Here is a 20,661-nt window from a genome sequence, read left to right as displayed (position 1 = left end):
CGAGACTCCCTGAACGGGACCGGCGAGAGCCGGCCCTCGAGCGCTGCTCCGTGTTCCTGCTCCTGCGACTCGCACGAATCGTCGGCAAGCGAGCTTTTGTCGCTTTCGGCGTCGTCACGCTTCTCGTATCGGGTTTGCTCGCCGCGATCAATCTCGCCTCCCACCATGCGCTGAAGCTCTACGTCGAGGACCAGCTCTCCCGCCTGTCGTGGGACATTGCGCTCTACCAGACGACGGACTTCTCCGTCTCCGCGGAAGTGGCGGCGGAGCTGAAGGAGATCGGCGGTATCCGGCGGGTCGAGAGCCTCACGTTCCTGCGCTCGAAGCCGCCGCCCGAGGCGATCCTGATCGTCGACGGCAAGCCCCTTGCAGCTCCTTGGGTGTCGATTCTCGCCGCGACCGACCTGAATCTGCTGCCGCCCGAAGCGCGGCCCCCCGGAACGGAGCCGGATGCGGCGTTTCTCGCCCTCGTCGGCCCGGAGCAGCACATGGGCAAGGCCTACCTCGCGCTGCAGGGGGCCCGGCGGTTTTCGGTGCGGGTGTACTCCGACCGGAAGAAAATCAGCGCGGGGCTGTTCGAGCTCCCGCTGCGCGGCGTGGTGCGCCTGGAGCGGTCCGATATCAATCGCTACTTCATGGAGGAGGTCGGCTCGATCTCCTTCGTTCCTTATATCGGGGTGATTCTCGTTGCGCCCTATGACTTCGGCGTGCTCCGACGCTTCGACGCGCTCGCGCGCGGCGCGCTGGGTGACCGCGCCGACATTCACGTGACGGCGGGTGAGTACCTGCCGGAGGTCGTGCACGTCGCGCGGCTCGATCGCAAGGCGCTGATCTCCGGCTGGGACGTCGAGGGGTCGCTCGCGCGCCTGGAAGCGCTCAACGCGGAAGTCGAGCGCAGAGCGAAGTCCATGGGGCCGGCGATTTTCGTGGACAACGCCCTGCTCGTTCTCTTGAGGCGCATGGCGGAAATCTCGCGCGCCATCGGGCTCGCCACGCTGCTGATCGCAATTCCCCTGCTGGCCATAGCCTGGATGCTCGCCTCGGATCTTTCCTCGCTGCTCATCCTGAACGAGCGACGAACGCTGGGCCTCATGCGCCTTCGCGGCGTACCCGGCCGGCTCCTCGGGTGGAGCCTGCTGCTCTCCATCGGCCTCGGCGGGCTTGTCGGCGGAGTTGCCGGCCTGGTCTCGGGGACCGTCGTTCCTCTCTTCGCCTACGAGGGCCGTCTCCTCCCCCCAGACGTTCTGTCGCGGGTCCAGGGACCGACGAGGATGCTTCTTTTTTTGGTGGCCGGCCTGCTGCTCGTCCTGCTCATCAGCCGACGCCTGGTGCGGTACGCCACGACGATCTCGCCACTGGAAGCGTCGCGCCGGGTCGCCCTGTCCGAGTCGAGTCAGACGCGTGTTCGTTTCTCGGTGCTCGAGGGGGTCGCGTTGGCCGCCGGCGCGGGCAAGATCGGCGGATGGATCGGAGGGTTCAACCTTGGCGAGCTGCTGGCGACGGCCGGAGAGGACAGCGAGGCGCGGCAATGGCTCGTGGAGAGCGTCTTGTTTCTGGATCGCGTGCTCGACTTCGTGGCGCTGCCGCTCCTGGTCCATGGCCTGGTCGCGCTGCTGGTCGCCCGGCGGTCGCTGCTTCGCGGCCTGTTGAGCTCGATGGCGCGCGTTATCGGCGGGAAGCTGCACGGTCTTTCCCTCGCGCACATGTCGCTGAAGCCCCATCGGATCGCGAGCTTCCTGCTCATCGTTGGGCTGATGGCGAGCGTGAGCCTGTATCCCGGCATTGCATCCAAGTCGTTCGAAGAGAAGGCGCTGAGGGGTGCAACGGTGCAGATGGGAAGCGAGCTCCACGTGACAATCAATCCCGCCGACCTGGTCGAGCCGCGACAGCTCGAGCAGGGGCTCGGAGCACAAACGCAGGCGCTCCGCGCGGCGCTGAGAACCCGCCTGGCCGCTTTTCAGCGACCCGACGTTTCCTCGCTCGATTACCTGTTCGAAGCGATCCTGCCGGGCTTTTTCTATCCTGGTTACGGCTTGAGCGGCGTGCCGCTCTATCTGATCGAGGAGCCCCGGCGCTACCTTCGGACGGCTCTCTTCGAAGAGCACCTGGGCGTCACGGCAAAATTCAGCGAGGTCGTAACGACCGCCGCCGACCGGAAGGTCCTCGCCTCGCCTCCGGTGGCGGCATTCTGGAACCTGTCAGCCGGTGAGCCGGTTCTGCTCGGAGCAGATCTCGACAGGAAGGCGGTTCTCTTGCCTGCCGGCGGCGTGATCGGCTTTTTGCCGGGAATGGCACCGCGCAGCGTGTCGGATCGCCAGAGCTACGTTTCGGCACGCATCGATTATCTGAACCATCTCGCCAGCACCGACGCGTATCTCGTCGCGACGATGGACAACCCGGCCGCCGCGAATCTCAAGGTCCTGATTCCCCGCGTTTTCGTGCTCGTCCGGACGAAGCCGGGCGCCGATCCCGGCGGGATCGTCAGGGATCTTAATCGAGCGCTCGGCGCGCGGCCGCTCGAGGTCCGGGAGCTTCGGCGCGAGCTCGAAAAGGTGGGCGGCGACATGTTCATCTTTCTCGCCATGGAAAACATGCGCATTTATCTCGCCGGAGGCGTGCTGCTGGCGGTGGTCGCCATTCTGGCGATCGCGTTGACCAATTATCTCGAGGACCGCCGCACTCTCGGGCTCCTCCGGGTGCGCGGGGTATCGCCCGGGCTGGTGTTTCGATTCCTTGCTTCGGGTCTGTTGGCGCCGGCTCTGCTAGGTCTCGGGGTGGGCTTGCTGGTGGCGCTGGCGGCCGGCTTCGGTTTGGCGAACTTGATCTGGAGCCTGCGCCAATTGAAGTCCGTCGTTCACTTGCTGCCCACGCATCTGGTCGTGTCCCAGCAGACGGTGTGGGTCGCCCTGGGCTTGTTGGCCTTGATGGCGGGGATGGCGCTGCTCTTCAGCCTGTGGGTCTTCAGGAGATCGGCGAGAGCAAGCGTGACCGAGAGCTGAAGGTTCGGTTCAAAGAGGAAGGTGAGCCCCATGGATCCGGACGGTTTTTTCAAGAATCGCGGGGTAGAGGTGAGGGTTTCCAGCTTACAGAAGTCCTACGAGACTTCGGCAGAACGGGTGCGGGCACTGCAGGGCGTCGACTGGGAGATCCCGGCGGGCGCGGCCGTCGCCCTCATGGGGCCATCGGGTTGCGGCAAAACCACCCTGCTCAACATTCTCGGCGGCGTCGACCATGCCACCGCCGGAGAGGTTCGGGTGGGAGATCAGATCCTGGGCGCTCTTTCGGAGCGGGATCTCGAAAAATACCGTTTGTATCGCGTCGGATTTGTCTTTCAATTCTTCAACCTGATCCCCACTCTGACGGCCGCGGAGAATCTGGAGCTCCCGATGCTGGTTGCCGGCGTCGACCCCGCGGAGCGCCAGCGCCGGGTCGACGGGCTGCTGCGAATGGTCGGGCTCGGCGAGAAGGGCCGCAAGAGGCCCGAAGAATTGAGCGGTGGCGAGCAGCAACGGGTCGCGGTGGCATTGTCTCTGGCCAACGATCCTTCGGTGATCCTCGCCGATGAGCCGACCGGGAACCTGGATTCGGAAAATACGGAAATGATCACGGCGCTTTTCCTGTCGCTCGCTGAAAAGTACGGCAAGACGGTCATCATGGCGAGCCACGACCCGAAGGCCGTGGAGCACTTCAAAAAAGTCTACCACATGCGCGATGGGAGGTTCGTCCGACCCGCGCGTCCGGATGCCGAAGGCGGGCTTGGTCAGGTCTTGAAATCAGGATAGCCGGCCCGGGCGGTCTTTTCCTTGTAGTCCTTGACCAGCTCTTCGCGCGGCACCTCGTGTCCCCACACGGCCTCGGTGAAGCTCCACAGCGTGAAGGGATGCGCACCCAGGGCGTAGAGCTTGCCGTAGTCCCTGGTGGCCAGCGCTTCGCGCTCCTCGGGAGTGAGCTTGAGCTTTTCCTTCTTCTCCCACTGCTCGAGATAGGCGCGCGGGCGATGTTTGTACTCCCGTTCCGCCTCCTCGTTCATGTTGACGTGGTGGATGAATTTGTTCATCAGGTACTTGCTCATCGCTCGCCTCGTTCAGGTGCGGAAAAAGGTCCACAGACCGATCGCGATGAAACCCAGGCCGGCGACGTAGCGGAGGTGCCGCTCGCTGACGTAGCCCGAGACCGCGGAGCCGGCGAGCACGCCGATCGCCGAGGTCAGAACCAGGGCGAGCGCCGCTCCGGCGAATACCGCGATCTTGCTGATCTCCCTGTCGGAGGCGAACAGCATGGTCGCAAGCTGCGTCTTGTCGCCCAGCTCGGCGACGAACACGGAGACGAAAACCGTCGATAGGATCTTCCAGTCCATAAGCCCACTTGAAAAATGCCGAGATTTTCCCGTCGCCCTCTGCTACTGCGGGCCCCAGTGGAAGAACGGAACGGCGGGGAAACCCGCGTCCAGCCCTTCCGCATGCGCCGGCCTGGCCGCGTTGGCCACGCCCATCATCATCAAGAAGTTCAGATAGCCCGAGGTCATGTTGCCGGCCTTGATCAGCCGCTCGGGCGTGCAGCCCGCAGCGGCAGCGTCGATGTCGCCGTTCTGAATCCAGCCGACCGCGGCGGCGTCGAAGCTCGGGTCGGTGAGCCTGCGCTCGAACTGCCGTGGCCCGCCGACCTCGAGCGAGAGATGGCCGCTCACCAGGACGCCGATCCGCTTCGTTCCCGGCAGCGAGTCGATCGCCGCGCGGATCGCCTTTCCCACCTCGAAGAAGCGCCGCGGCCGCGGCATCGGCGGCGCGATGCAGTTGGTGAGAATCGGAACGATCGGGATGTCCATCTCCGGCCGCACGAACATCATCGGGACGACGATCGAGTGGTCGACGGTGAGCTCGTTCGAGTATGCGAAATCGATCCCGCGATCGAAGGCCGCTTCCATGAGGGCATCGGAAAGCTCGACGTCGCCCGGGAGCCTGCAACGCGGCAGCCCGAACTCGCGCGTTTCGTCGTAGAAGGTTCCGTCGTAGCAATCCATCTTGCCGATCATGAAGGCCGGCATGTTGTCCATGAAGAACTGGTGCAGGTGATCGTTGCCGATGGCGACCAGGGCGTCGGGGCGGGCGGCAGCGAGCCGCTCGCGCATCATGGCGATCCGCTCGATGACCTTGTCGCATCCGGCCGGCCGGTCGGGCCGCTGGAACAACCGCGGCATGAAAGGGTTATGGGTGATGCCGATGATCGTGACGATTTCCGCCATGGCCTACCTCCGCGAACCTGTTTACCACGGCGGGCGTCCGGGTGTAAACGCCGGCACCGCGAGCGGTTGCGTCAGCGCCGCGCGGATCGGAAAAAGCCGCTCTTCTCCAGCTCGTCGTAGAACGTCGGATCGATGAAATCCGCGGCCTTGTGGCCCCTGGCTTTGGGGCTGGTCTCCGCGAGCTGGGCGAGAATCGTGTCGATCGCCTTGTACGGCAGCCGGGGCGGGCGCTCGATGAAGTTGGTGGCGTAGGCATAGGCCGCCTCGAGGGTTTCCCGGTCGCTGACGCGCGTGTACTTGCCCAGAACCTTCATGGCAAGCTCCCGGTTGCGGAAGGTAAGCTCGACGCCCTCGCTATAGGCCATGAGAAAACGTTTGACCGTATCGGGGTCCTTCCTGATGGTGGAGCGGGTCGAGACCAGGCTCACGGTCGGATAGTCGAGCCCGACTTTACGGAAATCGGCCAGCAAGGTGAATCCGGCCTTTCTCGCCCTGAACTCGCCCGGCGAGCTGAAGTTGCCGCCCTGAATTGCTCCGGCCTTCAGTCCCGCCAGGATTTCGGGTTGGCCGCCCATTTGCAGGATCTTGACGTCCCGGTCCGGCTCCAGTCCCCACTGCTTGAGAAGATAGCGGAGCGTGAAGTCGGTGGACGAGCCGTAGCGGGTGATCCCGAGAGCTTTGCCCCTGAGGTCTCCCGGTTTCTTGATCGAGGGATGGACGACGACGTAGAAGGCCGGGACGTTTACGATCCCCCCGATCACCGCCACGTCGGCGCCCGCGAGATTCGCGCTGACGACGACCCCTCCGGCCAGCGCCACGGGGAACTCGCCGGCGATCATCGCCTGGACGACCTTCGTTCCCGAAGCGACGTACACGGGATCGACCACCATGCCGTGCTTTTCGAACAGCCCCGCCTCTTTCGCGACGTAAAAGGCGGTCTGTGTGGCGCTCACGGCGCTGTAGGCGGCCGCGATTCGCTGGGTTTGGGCCGAAACCGATTCGGCGAGCGCGAACAGGGCACACGCCAGCGCGGGCAGCAGCCTCCTCATCGACGGACTCCTCCTGATGACAAAACGCGTCGAGCCGGCTCATATCACAGATCCCGAAGGAATCCAAAGGGCTTTGGACGTTGACAACGACAAGCGGGAAGTATATCAGAACGGTGCGCCCGGTTGAGCCGGAGCGAGAAATCGAGCTTTTTCGAGGAAAACCAGCCTCATGAACGTGGCGGAGATTCAGGCGAGAAGCGAAAGCCAAAACGTGCGGCTGATCGCGTGGAACGATCTGAACGGTCACGGCGACGGGATGCAGGTGCTGAAGAACGGCCGCTACGTCTACGTGGCTCACCTGGGGACGTCGCCCATGGCGCTGACCATCCTGGACGCCGCCGATCCGTCCGATCCCCGAGTCGTGCGCCAGCTGCCGCACGCCCCCAACACCCACGCGCACAAGGTGCAGATCGCCGGAGATATCCTGATCCAGAACCAGGAGCGCCCGTACTTCGATAAAACGCTCCCGGCGAGCGTTCCCAACGAGGCGGGGATCAAGATCTACAGCATCGCCGACCCGACGGACCCGCGCGAGATCGGCTATCTGCGGCTGCCGGGAAAGGGCGTGCACCGGATGTGGTTCACGGACGGGAAATACGCCCACGTGGGCGCCATGATTCCCGGGATCCGGGAGCGCGCCTACTTGATTGCGGACCTCGCCGATCCCTCGCATCCCAAACAAGCGGGCGTATGGTGGATACCCGGAACCAAGGAAGGAGAGGAAACTCCACCCGGTTGGGAGCCCTTCCCGGGCGAGCACTTCCACGTTCACGGGGCGATTCCGTACGGAAACCGGTCCTATGTGGCTCTGGTCGACGCCGGAGTGGCCATTCTCGACATCTCCGACCTGAGCCGGCCCCGTACGATCAGCCGGGTGGACTGGAGCCCGCCGTACGGGGGGTACGCGCACACCGCGCTGCCGCTCCCGGGCCGGCGGCTGCTCGTCGCGGTCGACGAGGCGGTCAAGTACGACTGCCAGGAAGGCGAGAAGCGGGTCTGGCTGATCGATATCCGCGAGGAAAGGAATCCGGTAATCATCAGCACCTGCCCGGTGCCGCGAGGCGACTTCTGCAAGCGGGGCCTGCGCTTCGGTCCGCACAACGTGCACGAGAACCGGCCCGGGTCGTTCCAGAGCGAGAACGTCATCTTCGTGACCTACTACAACGCGGGGCTGCGAATTTTCGATATCCGCGATCCGTACCGTCCGGAAGAGGTCGGCTTCTTTATTCCGCCGCCGCCCGACGGGCAGAAGGCGCCGATGTTCAACGATCTCTTCGTGGACGCGGACGGGCTGATCTACGTGACGGACCGGATCAAGGGCGGGCTTTACGTTCTGGAGTATACCGGACCGAAGATTCGATGAAATCGGGCGGGCAGCGCCCGGACCCCTGACCGGAGCCGTCCGTGGCGCCCGGCATCAGGAAGGGCCTGCGGACGATGCGTGTGCCGCGGCCACCGATAGCCTTCGGTCCGAACCGACCCTCCCGTGCAAAAAGGGTGGAAGCCCATGAGGAAACAGGCTCTTGTCGAGAGGCAACCGCCGGCGATAAGGGCCCGAAGCCATTCAAGGAGGATGCCATGCGGAACGTGGAAAAAGTCTTAGCCTGCTTCCTCGCCGCCGTACTTGCTGGCCGGGCAGGGACCGCAGCGAGCGCAACGCTCGACGATCTCGTCGCGGGAGCCAAAAAGGAAGGCCAGCTCGAGTTCTACGGCCCCTCGACTCTGGGTCCGGAGGGAGCGAAAGCGCTGGGCGAGGCATTCAACAAGAAATACGGTCTCAACGTGACGCTGCAGTATAATCCGTCCGGGAACATGACCCGGGATACGGGCAAGGTGATCGGGCTTTCGGCCTCGGGCCAGCCGGCCGAGTGGGACGTGATGGTGGTAACCGACGCGCACCACGGCTCGCTCTGGCTGCGAAAGCTCCACAAGACCTTCGACTACACTCAGCTTGGGGTGAAGAAAGAGCGCATCGAGTACGACGGCGGCACCGTTTCGATCGCGAACCAGTTCGCCCTTCCCACCTACAACAAGAAGCTCCTTCCGGCCAAGGACGTGCCGAAGAAATGGGAGGATCTGCTCGATCCCAGGTGGAAGGGGAAGCTCGGGGTGATCAACTCGACCCATCATTTCGCCCGGCTGGCGGCCGGGGCGTGGGGCGAGGAAAAGACCACGGAGTTCGTAAGAAAGCTCGCCGCCCAGAAACCGATCCTCAGTCGCGCGGGGGAAATGGCGCAACGGCTCATCCTGGGCGAGGTGCTGCTGTCCGCCACGCTGCAGGACAGCCAGCTCCACGAGGCGGAGCAGTCGGGAGCGCCGCTGGCGTTCGCCACCGAGGTCCAGCCGGTCGTCTCGCCGGAATACCACGTGGGCGTCCTGAAGCACGCCCCGCACCCCAACGTGGCGACGCTCTTCGTCGCCTTCATGGCTTCGCCGGAGGTCCAGACGCTCTGGAAAAAGTATACCGGCCATACCTCGGCGTACGTTCCGGGGACCGACGCCTACAAGTTCGCTCAGGGCAAGAAGGTCGTCTACATGAAGCAGGATCAGGCGAAGCTGGTCGACAAGCTCGCTCGCGAGTACGGGAAGATCTTGGGCTTCAATCGCTAGCCCGTCCGGGGAACGCCCGATGGAAGCGGAGATGCGGCGCGAGCTGACGCTCGCCACCGGCGGCCTGGAGCAGATCAAACGGCACGGAACAAGCCTGTTCGCGGGGGGGCTTTTCGCGGTTCTGCTGCTCCTCGTCGGGGTGCCGGTCGCGATGGTGGTGTTGATGAGCCTTCGCACCGGATTTCCCGGTGAGGACGTTCCATTTACGCTGGAAAACTTCGTTTCCGTCTACCTCGACCCGGCGACCTACCAGGTGCTGGGCAACACGCTGGTCTTCGCCGTCTCGAGCGTGGCCGTCACCCTGGTGTTCACGATCCCGCTGGTCTGGATCCTGATGCGGACGGACATCCCGCTGAAAAAAACCATCTATGTCTTTCTCACCATCGGGATCCTGATCCCGGTCTTCCTCCGCACCATCGCGTGGATCCTGTTGCTCAGCCCGCGGATCGGCCTGCTGAACCGCTGGCTGCAGGAGCTTTTCGGGCTGGGGGAGCCGCCGTTCAATCTCTACAGCCTGACCGGGATGGCGTTCGTGCAGGGGGTCTCTTTCGTTCCCGGGGCGTTTTTCATGCTGGCCGCCGCCTACCGTTCGATGGATCCGTCGCTGGAGGAAGCGGCCTACACCTCCGGGGTGGGAAAGCTGAGGACCTTCCTGAAGATCAACATTCCGATCACGATGCCGGCGATCGCCGCCGTCATGGTCTACCTGTTCATGACCGCGATCGCGGTGTTCGAGGTCCCCGCGATCATCGGCATGCCTTCGCGGATCCTGGTCCTGAGCTCGCTCATCTACAGCGCGACCACGCCCGCCACCGGCATCCCCGACTATGGCATGGCCGGCGCTTACGGGGCGGTGATGCTCGTTTGCGGCCTCCTGCTCGCCTTTCTCTACGTCCGGCTGGTCAAGCAGGGAAAGAAATACACGGTGATCACCGGGCGGGGCTACCGTCCCCGGGAAATCGCCCTCGGCCGGTGGAAATGGCCGGCCCTGGGCTTCGTGTTTTTCTACCTCGCGATCGAGGTATTCATCCCCTTCATCGTGCTGCTGTGGGCCTCGATCACTCCGTACCTGCAGCTGCCCTCGGCCGCGGCCTGGTCCTCGATCACGTTCAAGCATTATCTCGAGATCCCGATTCACGTCGGGACGCGGCCGCTCGTCAACACGCTGATTCTCATGTTTGCGGTGCCCACCCTTACGATGATCCTCAGCGTACTCGTGTCATGGGCGGTGGTCCGGACTCAGGTTTCGTTTCGCGGATGGCTCGACACGCTGGCGTTCATTCCCCATGCGGTTCCGGGCATCCTCATGGCGGTCGGGCTGGCGTATCTCGGCCTGGCGTACCGCGATGTTTTCCCGCTCTACGGCACCGTTTTCATCATCGTCGTCGCCCACACGATCAACTGGATCGCCTACGGCACGCGGACCACCAACAGCGTCATGATCCAGGTGCATCGCGAGCTGGAAGAAGCCGGGAAGGTCGCCGGCGCCTCCACGCCGCGGGTGCTGTGGAAGATCGTGCTGCCGCTGATCGCGGCGGGGATCTTGAACAGCTGGATCTGGATCGCGATGCTTTCTTATCGCGAGGTCACGATGGCGCTCACGCTGTATACGCGCCACAGCGTGGTCATTTCCACCATCGTGTGGCAGTTCTGGGGCAGCGGCTGGGTGCCGCAGGTCTCGGCTCTGGGCGTGGTGCTGATTCTCTTCGCCGCGCTGGTCGTGGGGGTGATGCGGGCGGTCCTCTCCCGCCTCGGGGAAATCGGCGAGGGCTCGTGACCGGCGGCAGGACGGGGCGGGTTTTCTCATGATCAGCATCCGAAAGCTCAAGAAGACGTTTCACGGGCGGCGAGGGGCGGTCGACGCGTTGCGGAGCATCGACCTCGAGGTGGGGGAGGGAGAGTTTTGCGTCCTGCTCGGGCCGAGCGGATGCGGCAAGACCACCACGCTTCGTTGCGTCGCCGGTCTGGAAAAACCCGACGGCGGCGAAATCGAGATCAGCGGCCGTCTCGTCAACTCCGCCGAGCGGGGCGTCTACGTGCCGGCGGAGAAGCGCGACCTCGGAATGGTCTTTCAATCCTACGCGATCTGGCCGCACATGACCGTTTTTCAAAACGTCGCGTTTCCCCTGACCCAGGGCCAAAAGCGAGTTTCCAAGGCCGCCGTCGGAGAGCGGGTGCGCAACGCCCTGGCGCGCGTGCAGCTCGCGGGGCTGGAAGACCGGCCTGCGACCGACCTGAGCGGCGGGCAGCAGCAGCGGGTCGCAATGGCGCGCGCGCTGGTCACCGAGCCCAAGATCCTGTTGATGGACGAGCCGTTGAGCAACCTCGACGCCCGGCTGCGAGAACAGATGCGCGTCGAGCTGCGCAAGATCACCAAGGCGATCGGCGTCACGACGCTTTACGTCACCCACGATCAGGCGGAAGCCCTGAGCCTCGGCGACAAGGTTTGCGTGATGCACAACGGCGAGATCCTCCAGGTGGCCCCGCCGCACGAGATCTACGCAAAGCCGGTCGACCTCTTCGTGGCGCAGTTCGTCGGCGAGATGAACTTTGTCAAGGGAAAGGTCACCGGCGCGGCGCAGGTGGAATGCCCGCTGGGGACTCTGCGCCTGCCGCTGCCTCCCGGAGTCGGCGCAGGCTACGCTGTAACGCTGGCGATCCGCCCCGAGCACGTCCGGCTCGGCTCCGACTCGACCGCCAGCGTCCCGGGCGTCTGCGGCAGGCTGACGACCAAGAACTACCTGGGCGACAGCACGCTCTTCGAGGTCGAGGTCAACGGAGTTCAACTGCTGGCGAAACTGCCGGGCGACTCCGATCTGGCCGTCGGACAGAGCACGACCGTTATTCTCCCGTCCGAACGCTGGCACGTCTACCCGGCGGCTTAGGCTGGAAGACGCGCCCCTTCGGGCAAGACTGGAAGGTTGGAACATGATGAGCACGACCCCTGCGACCGGAGGCTTTCAGCGGCGGCCGGTCGAAAATCTTCTCCGCGCCCGTTCGGTCGCTCTGATCGGGGCATCGCCGAAGGGCCGCTGGCCCATGGGAATCTATCGCAATCTCAAGAAGGCTTACTCCGGCAAAGTGTTTCTCGTGAACCCGAACTACAAGGAGATCGCGGAGGATCCCTGCTACCCCAACCTCGGAGCGCTGCCCGAGGTCCCGGAGCAGCTGCTCGTCCTGATTCCGACGCGGGCGGTCCTCGGGGTGCTGGAGGAGGCGGCGAAGATCGGCACCAAGTCCGCCACCGTCTACAGCGCCGGCTTCGGGGAGGGAGACGATCCCGAGGGGAAGAAACGGGCGCAGGCGATGCGCGAGCTATGCGAGCGCAGCGGGCTCGTCGTTTGCGGCCCCAACTGCATGGGCTTTTATTCCGTCGCCGAGGGGCTGTGGACCTTTCCCACCTCGACCCCTCTGCTCAAGAAGGGCCTGGTCGGTCTGATCTTTCAGAGCGGCGGTTCCCTTGGTAACTGGATCAAGGGGGCCACGGAACGGGGCATCGGATTCACGTACGCGGTCTCGAGCGGCAACGAGATCAGCCTCGATCTCGTCGACTATCTGTCCTTCATGGTCGACGATCCCGAGACCAAGCTGATCGTCGTCATGGCGGAGGGAATCCGCAGGCCTGAAGAGTTCATGAACGTGGCCGCCGAGGCGCTCCACAGGAAAAAACCCATTCTCGTGGTCAAGCTGGGCAGGTCGGAAATGGGCAGGCGACAGGCGATCTCGCACACCGGGGCGCTCGCGGGCGCCGACGAGGTGTTCGACGCCGTGTGCGAGCGGTTCGGCCTGGTCCGCTGTCCGACGCTGGAGGATCTGACGGAAATCACCCTCGCCTTTTCCGCGGGACGCTTCCCGCGCGGCGGGCGAGCGGCGATCGTGGTCAACTCCGGCGGGATGAAGGGGTTGATCTGCGATCACGCCGAGGAGCTGAGGACCAACCTCGCGCAGCTGAGCGAGCAGACCAAAGAGGCGGTCCGGCCGCTGATTCCGCCGGAGCTGGCGGTGGAAAATCCTCTGGAGTGTGGCGTCGCCGGGTTCGGCGACGAACAGGGGTTCATCAACATCGTCAAGCTCCACGCGCAGGACGACGGGGTCGACCTGCTCGCGATCCACGGCGAGCTGCCCCGCTTTCCGGAAAAACGGGATGCGGCGCTGTTCAAAAGCCTGGCAGCGGCCACGGAAAAGCCGATTCTCGCCTTCTCACGCTCGACCTACAGCTGCACGGACGAAAGCCGGGCGTTCCAGGAGGAGGCCGGGATTCCGTTCCTGCAGGCGATCAAGCCGACTTTGCGTGCGCTCGCCGCGCTGGGCGCCTATGGGGAGCGTGCGCGGGCGGGAATTGCGCGGCTCGCTCCGGCGGCTGGCGACCCCGGCGAGCTTGAAGACGATCGATTTGCCGCCCTGCTTCAAGCGAACGGTCTGCCGCCGCCGCGCCAGGGGCTGGTTGAGACCGCGGAGGCGGCCGCGGCGGAGGCGGAAAAGATCGGCTTTCCGGTGGCGCTCAAGTTGATCGCTCCCGAGATCGTGCACAAGACGGAAGCCGGGGCGGTGGCCCTTGACCTGAGGAGCGCCGGCGAAGTGGAAGCGGAGGGGAAGCGGCTGCTCGGTCTGGCGCACGGCGCCGCCAAGCTGCTGGTGCAGGAAATGGTTCGGGGAACCGAGATGATTCTCGGCGCGCGCACCGACCCGCAATACGGGCCGTTCATGATCGTGGGCCTCGGCGGAGTCTTCGTCGAGGTCCTGAAAGACGTCGCCGTTCGCCTCCTGCCGGTCGGCGAAGAGGACGCGCGGCGCATGCTGAAAGAGCTGAAGGGCTATCCCATCCTGGAGGGGGTTCGCGGCCAGGCGCCGCGCGACGTGGACGCCCTGGTAAAGGCGATGGTCGGGCTCTCGAACATTTTCTCCGCCCACCGCGGGCATCTCTCCGATCTGGAGCTCAACCCGCTGGTCGTTCGGGAGCGGGGCGCGGGCCTCGCCGCCGTCGACGTGCGGTTGATCCGGAAATGACGCGGGTAGGCCGCCGTCAGGATTCGGTCACGAGCTTGTTCGCGAGCTCGTCCCTGTCGTCGGCCGCGCGTGGAAAGTGACGGGCGAGAATCTCGCCGCAGCGGGCTATGGCGCGGCAGAGAGCGTCACAGGCCTGCCCGGACTTGAGCCCCTCCGTTATCGTCTGAACGATCTCGTCCCAGGTGCCCGGGGGCACTTTTTCGTTGATGCCCCGGTCGGCCAATACCTCGACGCGGTGCTCGAGGAGGGAAACCAGGATCAGGATTCCGGTGTGCTCTCGAGTGAGATGGATGCCGTGAGCGGCAAACGCGGCGAGAGCCCGCAGAGCCACGGCGCGTTCGATTCTGGCCCTCGGCACCAGCAGCCGCTTGATCGCGGGCACGCTGCAGGCGACGAAGCCGAGCACTCCTCCGATCAACGGCCAGAGAAACTGCGCGTAAAGCGGCGCCCACGGATCGTGCAGGAGCAAAGCCGCCAGGACTCCGGCGCCGAGCCCAGCGACCAGCCCGGCCATCTCCACCTCGGCATAACGGCCGCTCGCGCTTACGATCATCGGGACGATCTCGCCGGAGGTCGTCCGCTCGGCGCAGGCGACCGCGTCCTCGATGCGGCGTTTTTCTTCCGGCGAAAAGAAACTCTCCGCGTTCATGGTTACCAGCTCCCGGACGCGCCGCCTCCTCCGAAGCCGCCGCCTCCCCCGCTGAATCCGCCGGTCGAACCTCCTCCGCCGAAGTCTCCGCCGGACCACCCCGGCCCGAAGGTGTCGCTGTAAAAGGGACCGCTCCAGCGGCCCCTGCGTCGGCGCCCAAACGTCTCCCATCCCTCAAGCTCGTTGTGGAGCCCGCCAGCGATTCCGATGGCGACTGCCGCGAGGACGAGAAAGACAAGAAGGGCGAGACTGAAGCCCGCGCCCGACCCGAGCGCCAGCCCGGCCCCCAGACCACCGAGGACTGCGCCGGAAAGCGCGCCAACCAACGGAGCGCGGCGCCGTCGTCGGGCGACAAGATGGCTTGCCAGGTAGGTCGGGATCAGCAGGAGAAAAAGCAGAGGCGCCCATGCGGAACCGTTTTCCGGAGCGCTGCGACGGGGGGCGTCGGGGAGCTTCTCGCCGCGGGCGGCGCGCAGGATCTCTTCCACCCCCGCTTCGATCCCCCCCGCGAAATCGTTCCGGCGAAACCGCGGAACGATCGTCTCACGGACGATCCTGCTCGCGATCGCGTCCGGAATCACGCCCTCGAGCCCGTAGCCGACCTCGATGCGGAGCTTGCGATCGTCGCGAGCGACCAGCAGAATTGCGCCGTTGTCGAAACCCTTTTGACCGATCTTCCAACTCTCGGCGACGCGAATGCTGAAGCTTTCGAGATCGTCGCCCTCGAGGCTCGGGATCGTGAGGACCGCGACCTGATGGCCGGTCTCGCTCTCGAACGCGGCCAGACGTTGCTCCAGCCGGGCGATGCGTTCGGGAGGGAGCATGCCGGCGAGATCATTGACCCGCCCGCGCAGCGGCGGAACCTCCAAGGCCGCGGCGGCGCAAGGGGAAATCGCGGCCGCGAGCAGGCAGGCGAGCCGGAGTCGGCGGGACCGGATCGCACTGCGAAAAGCTCCAATCATCGGCAGCAATTCGCCCGAGTCCCGCCCTAGAACTTCACCTGCGGCGGTCGGGCCACACCCTCGTCGGCGCTGAAGTTCTGCCGGACTTCCAGGCCGAGGATATACTTGGCGGTCAAATTCGTCGGGAAAGAGCGGACGCCGGTGTTGTATTCCGCGACCTTTTCGATGTAGCGCTTGCGGGCCACGGCGATGCGGTTTTCGGTGCCTTCAAGCTGCGCCTGCAGGTCGCGGAAGTTCTGGCTCGCCTTCAGCTCCGGGTAACGCTCGACAACCACCAGCAGACGCGAAAGAGCGCTCGAAAGCTCCCGCTGGGCCTGCTCGAATCTCTTGAACGCCTCGGGATCACTGAGGGCGGCGGCGTCGAGATTGACCGCGGTCGCCTTGCTCCGGGCCTCGATGACGCGCTGCAAGGTTTCCTGCTCGAATTGCGCGGCGCCCTTCACCGTCGCGACAAGGTTGGGGACCAGGTCGGCGCGGCGCTGATACTGGTTTTGCACCTCGGACCAGGCGCTCTTGACCTCCTCGTCGAGCGCCTGGAGCCGGTTGTAACCGCAACCCGAAATCCACAGCAGCAGCGCCAGCGCGCCAAGCGAGCGCGCGACTCGACCGTACGCAATCGCCATCGGATACCTCCGTGGCTCTGAATGTAAGGCCGCACCCGAAAAAGGGCAAGGGGCGCCCGATTGAGAGGCCGCGGCCCGGGCTCGTGCGAACCCGGCCGTGAGGAGCGGGCTGTCTCTATTGCATTGCACCGACCTTCGGGCGCCAGCGCTCGAAGCGTTGCTCGAACTTGTTGAGCAGTTCGGTCAGCACCATGCCGCTCAACGCGAAGATGAGGACGCCGACGAAAACCTTGTCGGTCTGGAAGGTCGCTCCGGCGACGGTGATCATGAAGCCGATGCCGGCCGTGGCGGCATAAAGCTCGCCGACCATCACGCCGACCAGGGCGCGCCCGATTCCCTGGCGCATGCCGCTCAGGATGAAGGGGAGCGTGGACGGCAGCACCACGGACTTGAAAACCTGCCACTCGGAGGCGCCAAAGCTCTTGGCAGCGTTGATGAGATTCAGCGGGGTCGTCTTCACGCCGTCGCGGGCGTTGACCAGGATGGGCAGCACGGCGCCGAGGAAGATGATGCCCACCTTGGAGAGAATACCGATGCCGAGCCAGATGATCACGAGCGGAAGCAAAGCCACGCGCGGAGTAGCGTTCATCCCGTTGATGAACGGGTCGAAGATGTGGCTCATCTTCTTGTACCAGCCGACGGAAATGCCGAACGGGACAGCGAAGACGACCGAGAGCAGATAGCCCCAGAAAAGCTCCACACTGCTCACGTAAAGGTCGTTGTAGATCTCGCCGGAGCCGAAAAGCTGAACGGCGGCGTTGAACACGAGCGAGGGGGCGCTCATGAACATCGGGTTGATCAGGTTGAAGGTATTGCCGACGAGCTCCCACAGGACGAGGAACGTGATCACTCCCGCGGCGCCGAGAATCTTTTTTTCCTGGTTGAGGTAGAACCGGTAGAGCTTCGACGTTTCGGCGATCTTGACGTCGAGCAGGAGCTCGTCCGCGGTGTTCTGATGCTCGGCCATGGTTCACGCCCTCCGTTGGTTTGGACTGGAGCCGGGGTCGGTCTCGGAATGGTCGCGTCTCGGCGTGCGCGCGATCAACGTTTTGAGAACCGCTACCAGGCGTGGCCCTACGCTCTGTAGCTCCTCGAAGTGATAGAGGGCGAGCTTGCCGAGGAGCTGCTCGCCTTCGCGCGTGAGCTTCACCAGGACCTGACGCCGGTCGTCGGCCGAGCGCAGGCGGTAGAGGAGCTTTTTCTCCTCCAGCCGGTCGACCAGCTCCACGGTGCTGTGGTGCTGCAGTTGCATCCGTTCGGCCAGCACCCCGATGGTCGGCTTCGCGGTTTGCGGCAGTCCCTTGATCGCCAGGAGGAGCTGATGCTGTTGGGGCTCGATGCCCGCCCGCCGGGCGGCTTCCTCGCTGAAGCGCAGGAAACGGCGGATCTGATAGCGGAACTCCGCCATGGCACGATAGTCGGGGTGGGGAGTTTTCCGGTTCATAAGTCTCGTTTAACGATAATATCGTATATCGATATTTATGCCAGCCTGGGAACCCATTGTCAACAGCCTTTCGACGACCTTCCTCCGTCGCAGGCTGGGGACCAGAATTAGCCGGAACCCGGTCATATCGCGGTTGTTCGGGTCAGGGGGGAGGGATCTCCGACGGGAGCGGGCCCGGCGCGTTGGTTGACTTTGCGCGGTCTTTACTCTAATTATCTTTTTCACGGGTATCGGGTATTTAGAGCCATGACTTACGCCGTTATCAGAAGCGGAGGGAAGCAGTATCGCGTCTCCACGGGCGACATCGTCAAGCTGGAGAAGCTGGCTGGCGAGGTGGGAGACAAAGTGACGCTTTCCGAGGTTCTCTTCGTGGGCGGCGACGGAGAGCCGAAGATCGGGGCTCCGCTGGTCGCGGATGCCAGGGTGCTGGGCGAAATCGTAAGCCAGTCGAAAGCCAAGAAGATCCTGGTTTTCAAAAAGAAACGGCGCAAGAGCTACAGCCGGCAGCGCGGCCATCGGCAGGAGCAAACGGCCGTCAGAATCACGGGTATCGAGTTCTAGCCAGGAGTCTTTCGATGGCGCATAAAAAAGCGGGGGGCAGCTCCCGCAACGGCAGGGACAGTCAGGGGCAGCGGCGCGGCGTCAAGGTTTTCGGCGGAGAGCGAGTGCTCGCGGGAAATATCCTGGTACGCCAGCTGGGAACGAAAATCCATCCGGGCAAGAACGTCGGGATGGGGCGCGACTACACGCTGTTCGCCAAGATCGACGGCATCGTCCGGTACGCGAGGTACGACAGGACGAGAAAACGCGTCGACGTCCTCCCGGTGGCGTGACGCTCCGGGGAGCGGCAAAAAAGCCCCTTTGCGGGGCTTTTTTTTTGTCTCGAGAAAGGCGCTGCGCGTTCCATGAAGTTCGTCGATGAAGCCAGGATCCGGGTGATCGCCGGTCGCGGGGGGCGAGGGTGCGTGAGCTTTCGGCGCGAGAAATTCGTCCCGCGCGGGGGACCGGACGGAGGCGACGGCGGAAAAGGCGGCGACGTGGTCGTCGTGGCGGATCCCCAACTGACGACGCTGCTCGACCTGCGTTACCAGAAGCTGTACAAAGCCCGGCCCGGCGAGCACGGCAGGGGAAAGGAGCAACACGGCAGGGCCGGAGAGGATCGAATCATCAAGGTTCCCGTGGGCACCATCATCCGGGATGCGGTTACCGGTGAGTTGATCGGCGATCTCAAGGAGCCCGGACAGCGGGTGGTGGTCGCCGCCGGGGGGAGAGGTGGCAAGGGGAATGCCCATTTCGTTTCCTCGACCAACCGAAGCCCTCGCTTTGCCCAGCCCGGAGAGCCGGGGGAAGAGCGTGAGCTCGTGATCGAGCTGCGGCTGCTGGCCGACGTGGGAATCGTCGGATTTCCGAACGCAGGGAAATCGACGCTGATCGCGGCGATCTCGGCGGTCCGGCCGAAGATTGCGGACTATCCGTTCACGACGCTGGTGCCGAACCTGGGCGTCGTCCGCTACGGCGACGGCCGGAGCTTCGTGGTGGCGGACATTCCCGGCTTGATCGAGGGGGCGCATCTGGGGCACGGGCTGGGTCACAAGTTTCTGCGCCACGTCACCCGGACCAGCTTGCTCATCCACCTCATCGACGGCTCGAGGGTCCGGGAGGAGGACCCGCTCGCGGACTGGAAGGCCGTCAACCGGGAGCTCGAGCTGTTCGACGCGGGGTTGGCCGCCAAGCCGCAGATCGTGGTCGTGAACAAAATCGATTTGCCCGAAGGGAGGGCGGGGGCGAGATTGCTGGAAGAAAGGATTCCGGCGCGTTGGCGCCCGGTGTCCGCGATCTCGGCGGCGACCGGCGAAGGAGTCCGGGCGCTGGTGCAGCGCACCGGGGCGCGCCTCGACGAGCTGCGCCGGGAAAAGGAAGCGAGCGGTGAGCCAGCGGGAGCATAAGAGGCGGATTTTGCGCCGGGCGCGCCGCGTCGTCGTCAAGATCGGAAGCCAGATCCTCTCATCGCTGGAAGGCATCGAGGAAGCCCGGCTTAAGGAGCTGGTGCGCGAGCTGGCGCGCCTGCACGACCACGGAAAAGAGCTCGTGGTGGTGAGCTCGGGGGCGGTCGCCGCGGGAATGACGAGCCTGGGACGCAGGGAAGGACCGAGGACGATTCCCGAGAAGCAGGCCTTGGCCGCGGTCGGGCAGATCAAGCTGATGGCGCTCTACGAGAGCTATTTTTCACGCTTCGGCAAGAGGGTCGCCCAGGTGCTGCTCACCCGCGAGGACCTCGCGAACCGCCAGCGCTATCTCAACGCCAAACACACCTTCCAGATGCTGCTCGAGTCCGAGATCGTCCCCATCGTGAACGAGAACGACACCGTCGCGGTGGACGAGATGAAGTTCGGCGACAACGACCGGCTTTCCTCGCTCGTGGCGACCCTGCTCCAGGCCGACCTCCTGGTCATTTTGAGCGACGTGGACGGGGTGTACGACCGTGACCCACGGCTCCACGCTGACGCAGCGCTGATCCCCCTGGTTGAGAACATCAAGACGGCGAAGGGGCTGGTGAAGGGGCGAAGCCGCGGCATTCTGGGAACGGGAGGCATCGTCACCAAGATCAGGGCGGCCGAGACCGCGGCCGCGGCCGGCATTCCGACGGTGATCGCCAGCGGCCTTCGGGTCGGCGTGCTCGGGCGCATCTTCGACGAAAAGCAGGAAGTCGGCACGCTGATCCTGCCGGAGGGCAGCCGGATGACCAACCGCAAGCACTGGATCGCTTACAATCTCAAGCCGGCGGGAGATCTGGTCGTCGATGCGGGCGCGCGCGACGCGCTCGTGCACAAGAACAAGAGCTTGCTCCCGTCGGGGCTGAGAGAGATCCGGGGGACGTTCGGGGCGGGCGAGTGCGTCCGCTGCGTCGACGCGCAGGGACGGGAGTTCGCCCGCGGGCTGGTCAATTACACCGCCCAAGAGTTGAATCAAATCAAAGGATTGCATACAAGCGAAATTGAAAAAGTGCTGGGCTACAAGGCGTACGACGAGGTCATCCATCGCGACGATCTCGTGGTGCTTTGAGGGCGGAAAAGG

20 protein-coding genes are annotated in these 20,661 nt (G+C 64.5%); 11 read left to right on the top strand and 9 right to left on the bottom strand.

What is annotated here, in order from left to right; translation table 11 throughout:
• Nucleotides 1-50 precede the first annotated feature (50 nt).
• Together VNN77_17800 and VNN77_17795 are read left to right on the top strand one after the other, a co-directional pair.
• On the top strand, nt 51-2,999 hold the full coding sequence (locus VNN77_17800) for an FtsX-like permease family protein (protein ID HXG53255.1): 2,949 nt from the start codon (nt 51-53) through the stop codon (nt 2,997-2,999).
• Nucleotides 3,000-3,029: 30 nt separating this feature from the next.
• Complete coding sequence (locus VNN77_17795) at nt 3,030-3,782, top strand: ABC transporter ATP-binding protein (protein ID HXG53254.1); 753 nt, start codon at nt 3,030-3,032, stop codon at nt 3,780-3,782.
• Here the strand turns inward: VNN77_17795 and VNN77_17790 are convergent.
• The 4 genes from VNN77_17790 to VNN77_17775 form a co-directional block, all read right to left on the bottom strand.
• Nucleotides 3,761-4,072, bottom strand: a complete 312-nt coding sequence (locus tag VNN77_17790; protein ID HXG53253.1) for a hypothetical protein — start codon at nt 4,070-4,072, stop codon at nt 3,761-3,763. The two genes, VNN77_17795 and VNN77_17790, sit on opposite strands and share 22 nt — an antisense overlap.
• 12 nt (nt 4,073-4,084) lie before the next feature.
• A complete protein-coding gene (locus VNN77_17785; protein HXG53252.1) occupies nt 4,085-4,357 on the bottom strand; it encodes a TMEM165/GDT1 family protein in 273 nt (90 codons plus the stop codon).
• 42 nt (nt 4,358-4,399) lie between these two features.
• Nucleotides 4,400-5,242, bottom strand: coding sequence for an extradiol ring-cleavage dioxygenase (locus VNN77_17780; GenBank protein ID HXG53251.1), 843 nt, complete (start codon nt 5,240-5,242; stop codon nt 4,400-4,402).
• 71 nt (nt 5,243-5,313) lie between these two features.
• Nucleotides 5,314-6,291: an ABC transporter substrate-binding protein gene (locus VNN77_17775; GenBank protein HXG53250.1), complete on the bottom strand. Its 978-nt coding sequence runs from the start codon at nt 6,289-6,291 to the stop codon at nt 5,314-5,316.
• A gap of 169 nt (nt 6,292-6,460) precedes the next feature.
• Between VNN77_17775 and VNN77_17770 the strand changes: the two genes are divergently transcribed.
• The 5 genes from VNN77_17770 to VNN77_17750 all read left to right on the top strand — a co-directional run bounded on the left by VNN77_17770 (nt 6,461) and on the right by VNN77_17750 (nt 13,908).
• Complete coding sequence (locus VNN77_17770; GenBank protein HXG53249.1) at nt 6,461-7,654, top strand: hypothetical protein; 1,194 nt, start codon at nt 6,461-6,463, stop codon at nt 7,652-7,654.
• A gap of 224 nt (nt 7,655-7,878) precedes the next feature.
• A complete protein-coding gene (locus VNN77_17765; protein HXG53248.1) occupies nt 7,879-8,901 on the top strand; it encodes an extracellular solute-binding protein in 1,023 nt (340 codons plus the stop codon).
• 19 nt (nt 8,902-8,920) lie between these two features.
• Entirely contained in the window at nt 8,921-10,678 is a 1,758-nt protein-coding gene (locus VNN77_17760; protein ID HXG53247.1) for an iron ABC transporter permease, read from the top strand.
• A 28-nt stretch (nt 10,679-10,706) separates the two neighbouring features.
• Nucleotides 10,707-11,786, top strand: coding sequence for an ABC transporter ATP-binding protein (locus VNN77_17755; GenBank protein ID HXG53246.1), 1,080 nt, complete (start codon nt 10,707-10,709; stop codon nt 11,784-11,786).
• 43 nt (nt 11,787-11,829) lie between these two features.
• Nucleotides 11,830-13,908 carry an acetate--CoA ligase family protein gene (locus tag VNN77_17750; protein ID HXG53245.1) on the top strand — a complete coding sequence of 693 codons (2,079 nt, stop codon included), beginning with the start codon at nt 11,830-11,832 and terminating at the stop codon, nt 13,906-13,908.
• Nucleotides 13,909-13,924: 16 nt separating this feature from the next.
• Here VNN77_17750 and VNN77_17745 read toward each other — a convergent pair whose 3' ends face one another.
• From VNN77_17745 to VNN77_17725, 5 genes are all read right to left on the bottom strand, one after another.
• On the bottom strand, nt 13,925-14,557 hold the full coding sequence (locus VNN77_17745) for a TPM domain-containing protein (GenBank protein ID HXG53244.1): 633 nt from the start codon (nt 14,555-14,557) through the stop codon (nt 13,925-13,927).
• Between the two features lie 2 nt (nt 14,558-14,559).
• Nucleotides 14,560-15,519, bottom strand: coding sequence for a TPM domain-containing protein (locus VNN77_17740; GenBank protein ID HXG53243.1), 960 nt, complete (start codon nt 15,517-15,519; stop codon nt 14,560-14,562).
• 26 nt (nt 15,520-15,545) lie between these two features.
• Complete coding sequence (locus VNN77_17735) at nt 15,546-16,142, bottom strand: LemA family protein (protein HXG53242.1); 597 nt, start codon at nt 16,140-16,142, stop codon at nt 15,546-15,548.
• Nucleotides 16,143-16,257: 115 nt separating this feature from the next.
• Nucleotides 16,258-17,109: an ABC transporter permease gene (locus tag VNN77_17730; protein ID HXG53241.1), complete on the bottom strand. Its 852-nt coding sequence runs from the start codon at nt 17,107-17,109 to the stop codon at nt 16,258-16,260.
• A 3-nt stretch (nt 17,110-17,112) separates the two neighbouring features.
• Nucleotides 17,113-17,586 (bottom strand): MarR family transcriptional regulator, encoded by a 474-nt coding sequence (locus VNN77_17725; GenBank protein HXG53240.1) that lies wholly within the window; start codon nt 17,584-17,586, stop codon nt 17,113-17,115.
• A gap of 246 nt (nt 17,587-17,832) precedes the next feature.
• Between VNN77_17725 and rplU the strand changes: the two genes are divergently transcribed.
• From rplU to proB, 4 genes are all read left to right on the top strand, one after another.
• Nucleotides 17,833-18,147, top strand: coding sequence for a 50S ribosomal protein L21 (gene rplU / locus VNN77_17720; protein ID HXG53239.1), 315 nt, complete (start codon nt 17,833-17,835; stop codon nt 18,145-18,147).
• A 14-nt stretch (nt 18,148-18,161) separates the two neighbouring features.
• On the top strand, nt 18,162-18,419 hold the full coding sequence (gene rpmA / locus VNN77_17715; GenBank protein ID HXG53238.1) for a 50S ribosomal protein L27: 258 nt from the start codon (nt 18,162-18,164) through the stop codon (nt 18,417-18,419).
• Nucleotides 18,420-18,491: 72 nt separating this feature from the next.
• Nucleotides 18,492-19,532, top strand: coding sequence for a GTPase ObgE (gene obgE, locus VNN77_17710; GenBank protein ID HXG53237.1), 1,041 nt, complete (start codon nt 18,492-18,494; stop codon nt 19,530-19,532).
• The gene (gene proB, locus VNN77_17705; GenBank protein ID HXG53236.1) at nt 19,513-20,649 is read left to right on the top strand and encodes a glutamate 5-kinase; all 1,137 of its coding nucleotides are present in this window, start codon (nt 19,513-19,515) and stop codon (nt 20,647-20,649) included. Before obgE ends, proB begins: the two co-directional genes overlap by 20 nt.
• Nucleotides 20,650-20,661: the final 12 nt, after the last annotated feature.

The organism is Candidatus Zixiibacteriota bacterium (assembly GCA_035574315.1).
GTDB lineage: Bacteria > Desulfobacterota > Binatia > UBA9968 > UBA9968 > DATLYW01.
The sequence above is the reverse complement of the archived record's forward strand: the minus strand, read 5'-3'. Positions and strand labels throughout refer to the sequence as shown.

Coding starts and splice junctions, on each gene's coding strand:
- VNN77_17795 (HXG53254.1), top strand. CDS start 3,030: ATGGATCCGGACGGTTTTTTCAAGAATCGCGGGGTAGAGGTGAGGGTT.
- VNN77_17790 (HXG53253.1), bottom strand. CDS start 4,072: ATGAGCAAGTACCTGATGAACAAATTCATCCACCACGTCAACATGAAC.
- VNN77_17785 (HXG53252.1), bottom strand. CDS start 4,357: ATGGACTGGAAGATCCTATCGACGGTTTTCGTCTCCGTGTTCGTCGCC.
- VNN77_17780 (HXG53251.1), bottom strand. CDS start 5,242: ATGGCGGAAATCGTCACGATCATCGGCATCACCCATAACCCTTTCATG.
- VNN77_17775 (HXG53250.1), bottom strand. CDS start 6,291: ATGAGGAGGCTGCTGCCCGCGCTGGCGTGTGCCCTGTTCGCGCTCGCC.
- VNN77_17770 (HXG53249.1), top strand. CDS start 6,461: ATGAACGTGGCGGAGATTCAGGCGAGAAGCGAAAGCCAAAACGTGCGG.
- VNN77_17760 (HXG53247.1), top strand. CDS start 8,921: ATGGAAGCGGAGATGCGGCGCGAGCTGACGCTCGCCACCGGCGGCCTG.
- VNN77_17755 (HXG53246.1), top strand. CDS start 10,707: ATGATCAGCATCCGAAAGCTCAAGAAGACGTTTCACGGGCGGCGAGGG.
- VNN77_17750 (HXG53245.1), top strand. CDS start 11,830: ATGATGAGCACGACCCCTGCGACCGGAGGCTTTCAGCGGCGGCCGGTC.
- VNN77_17745 (HXG53244.1), bottom strand. CDS start 14,557: ATGAACGCGGAGAGTTTCTTTTCGCCGGAAGAAAAACGCCGCATCGAG.
- VNN77_17740 (HXG53243.1), bottom strand. CDS start 15,519: ATGATTGGAGCTTTTCGCAGTGCGATCCGGTCCCGCCGACTCCGGCTC.
- VNN77_17735 (HXG53242.1), bottom strand. CDS start 16,142: ATGGCGATTGCGTACGGTCGAGTCGCGCGCTCGCTTGGCGCGCTGGCG.
- VNN77_17730 (HXG53241.1), bottom strand. CDS start 17,109: ATGGCCGAGCATCAGAACACCGCGGACGAGCTCCTGCTCGACGTCAAG.
- VNN77_17725 (HXG53240.1), bottom strand. CDS start 17,586: ATGAACCGGAAAACTCCCCACCCCGACTATCGTGCCATGGCGGAGTTC.
- rplU (HXG53239.1), top strand. CDS start 17,833: ATGACTTACGCCGTTATCAGAAGCGGAGGGAAGCAGTATCGCGTCTCC.
- rpmA (HXG53238.1), top strand. CDS start 18,162: ATGGCGCATAAAAAAGCGGGGGGCAGCTCCCGCAACGGCAGGGACAGT.
- obgE (HXG53237.1), top strand. CDS start 18,492: ATGAAGTTCGTCGATGAAGCCAGGATCCGGGTGATCGCCGGTCGCGGG.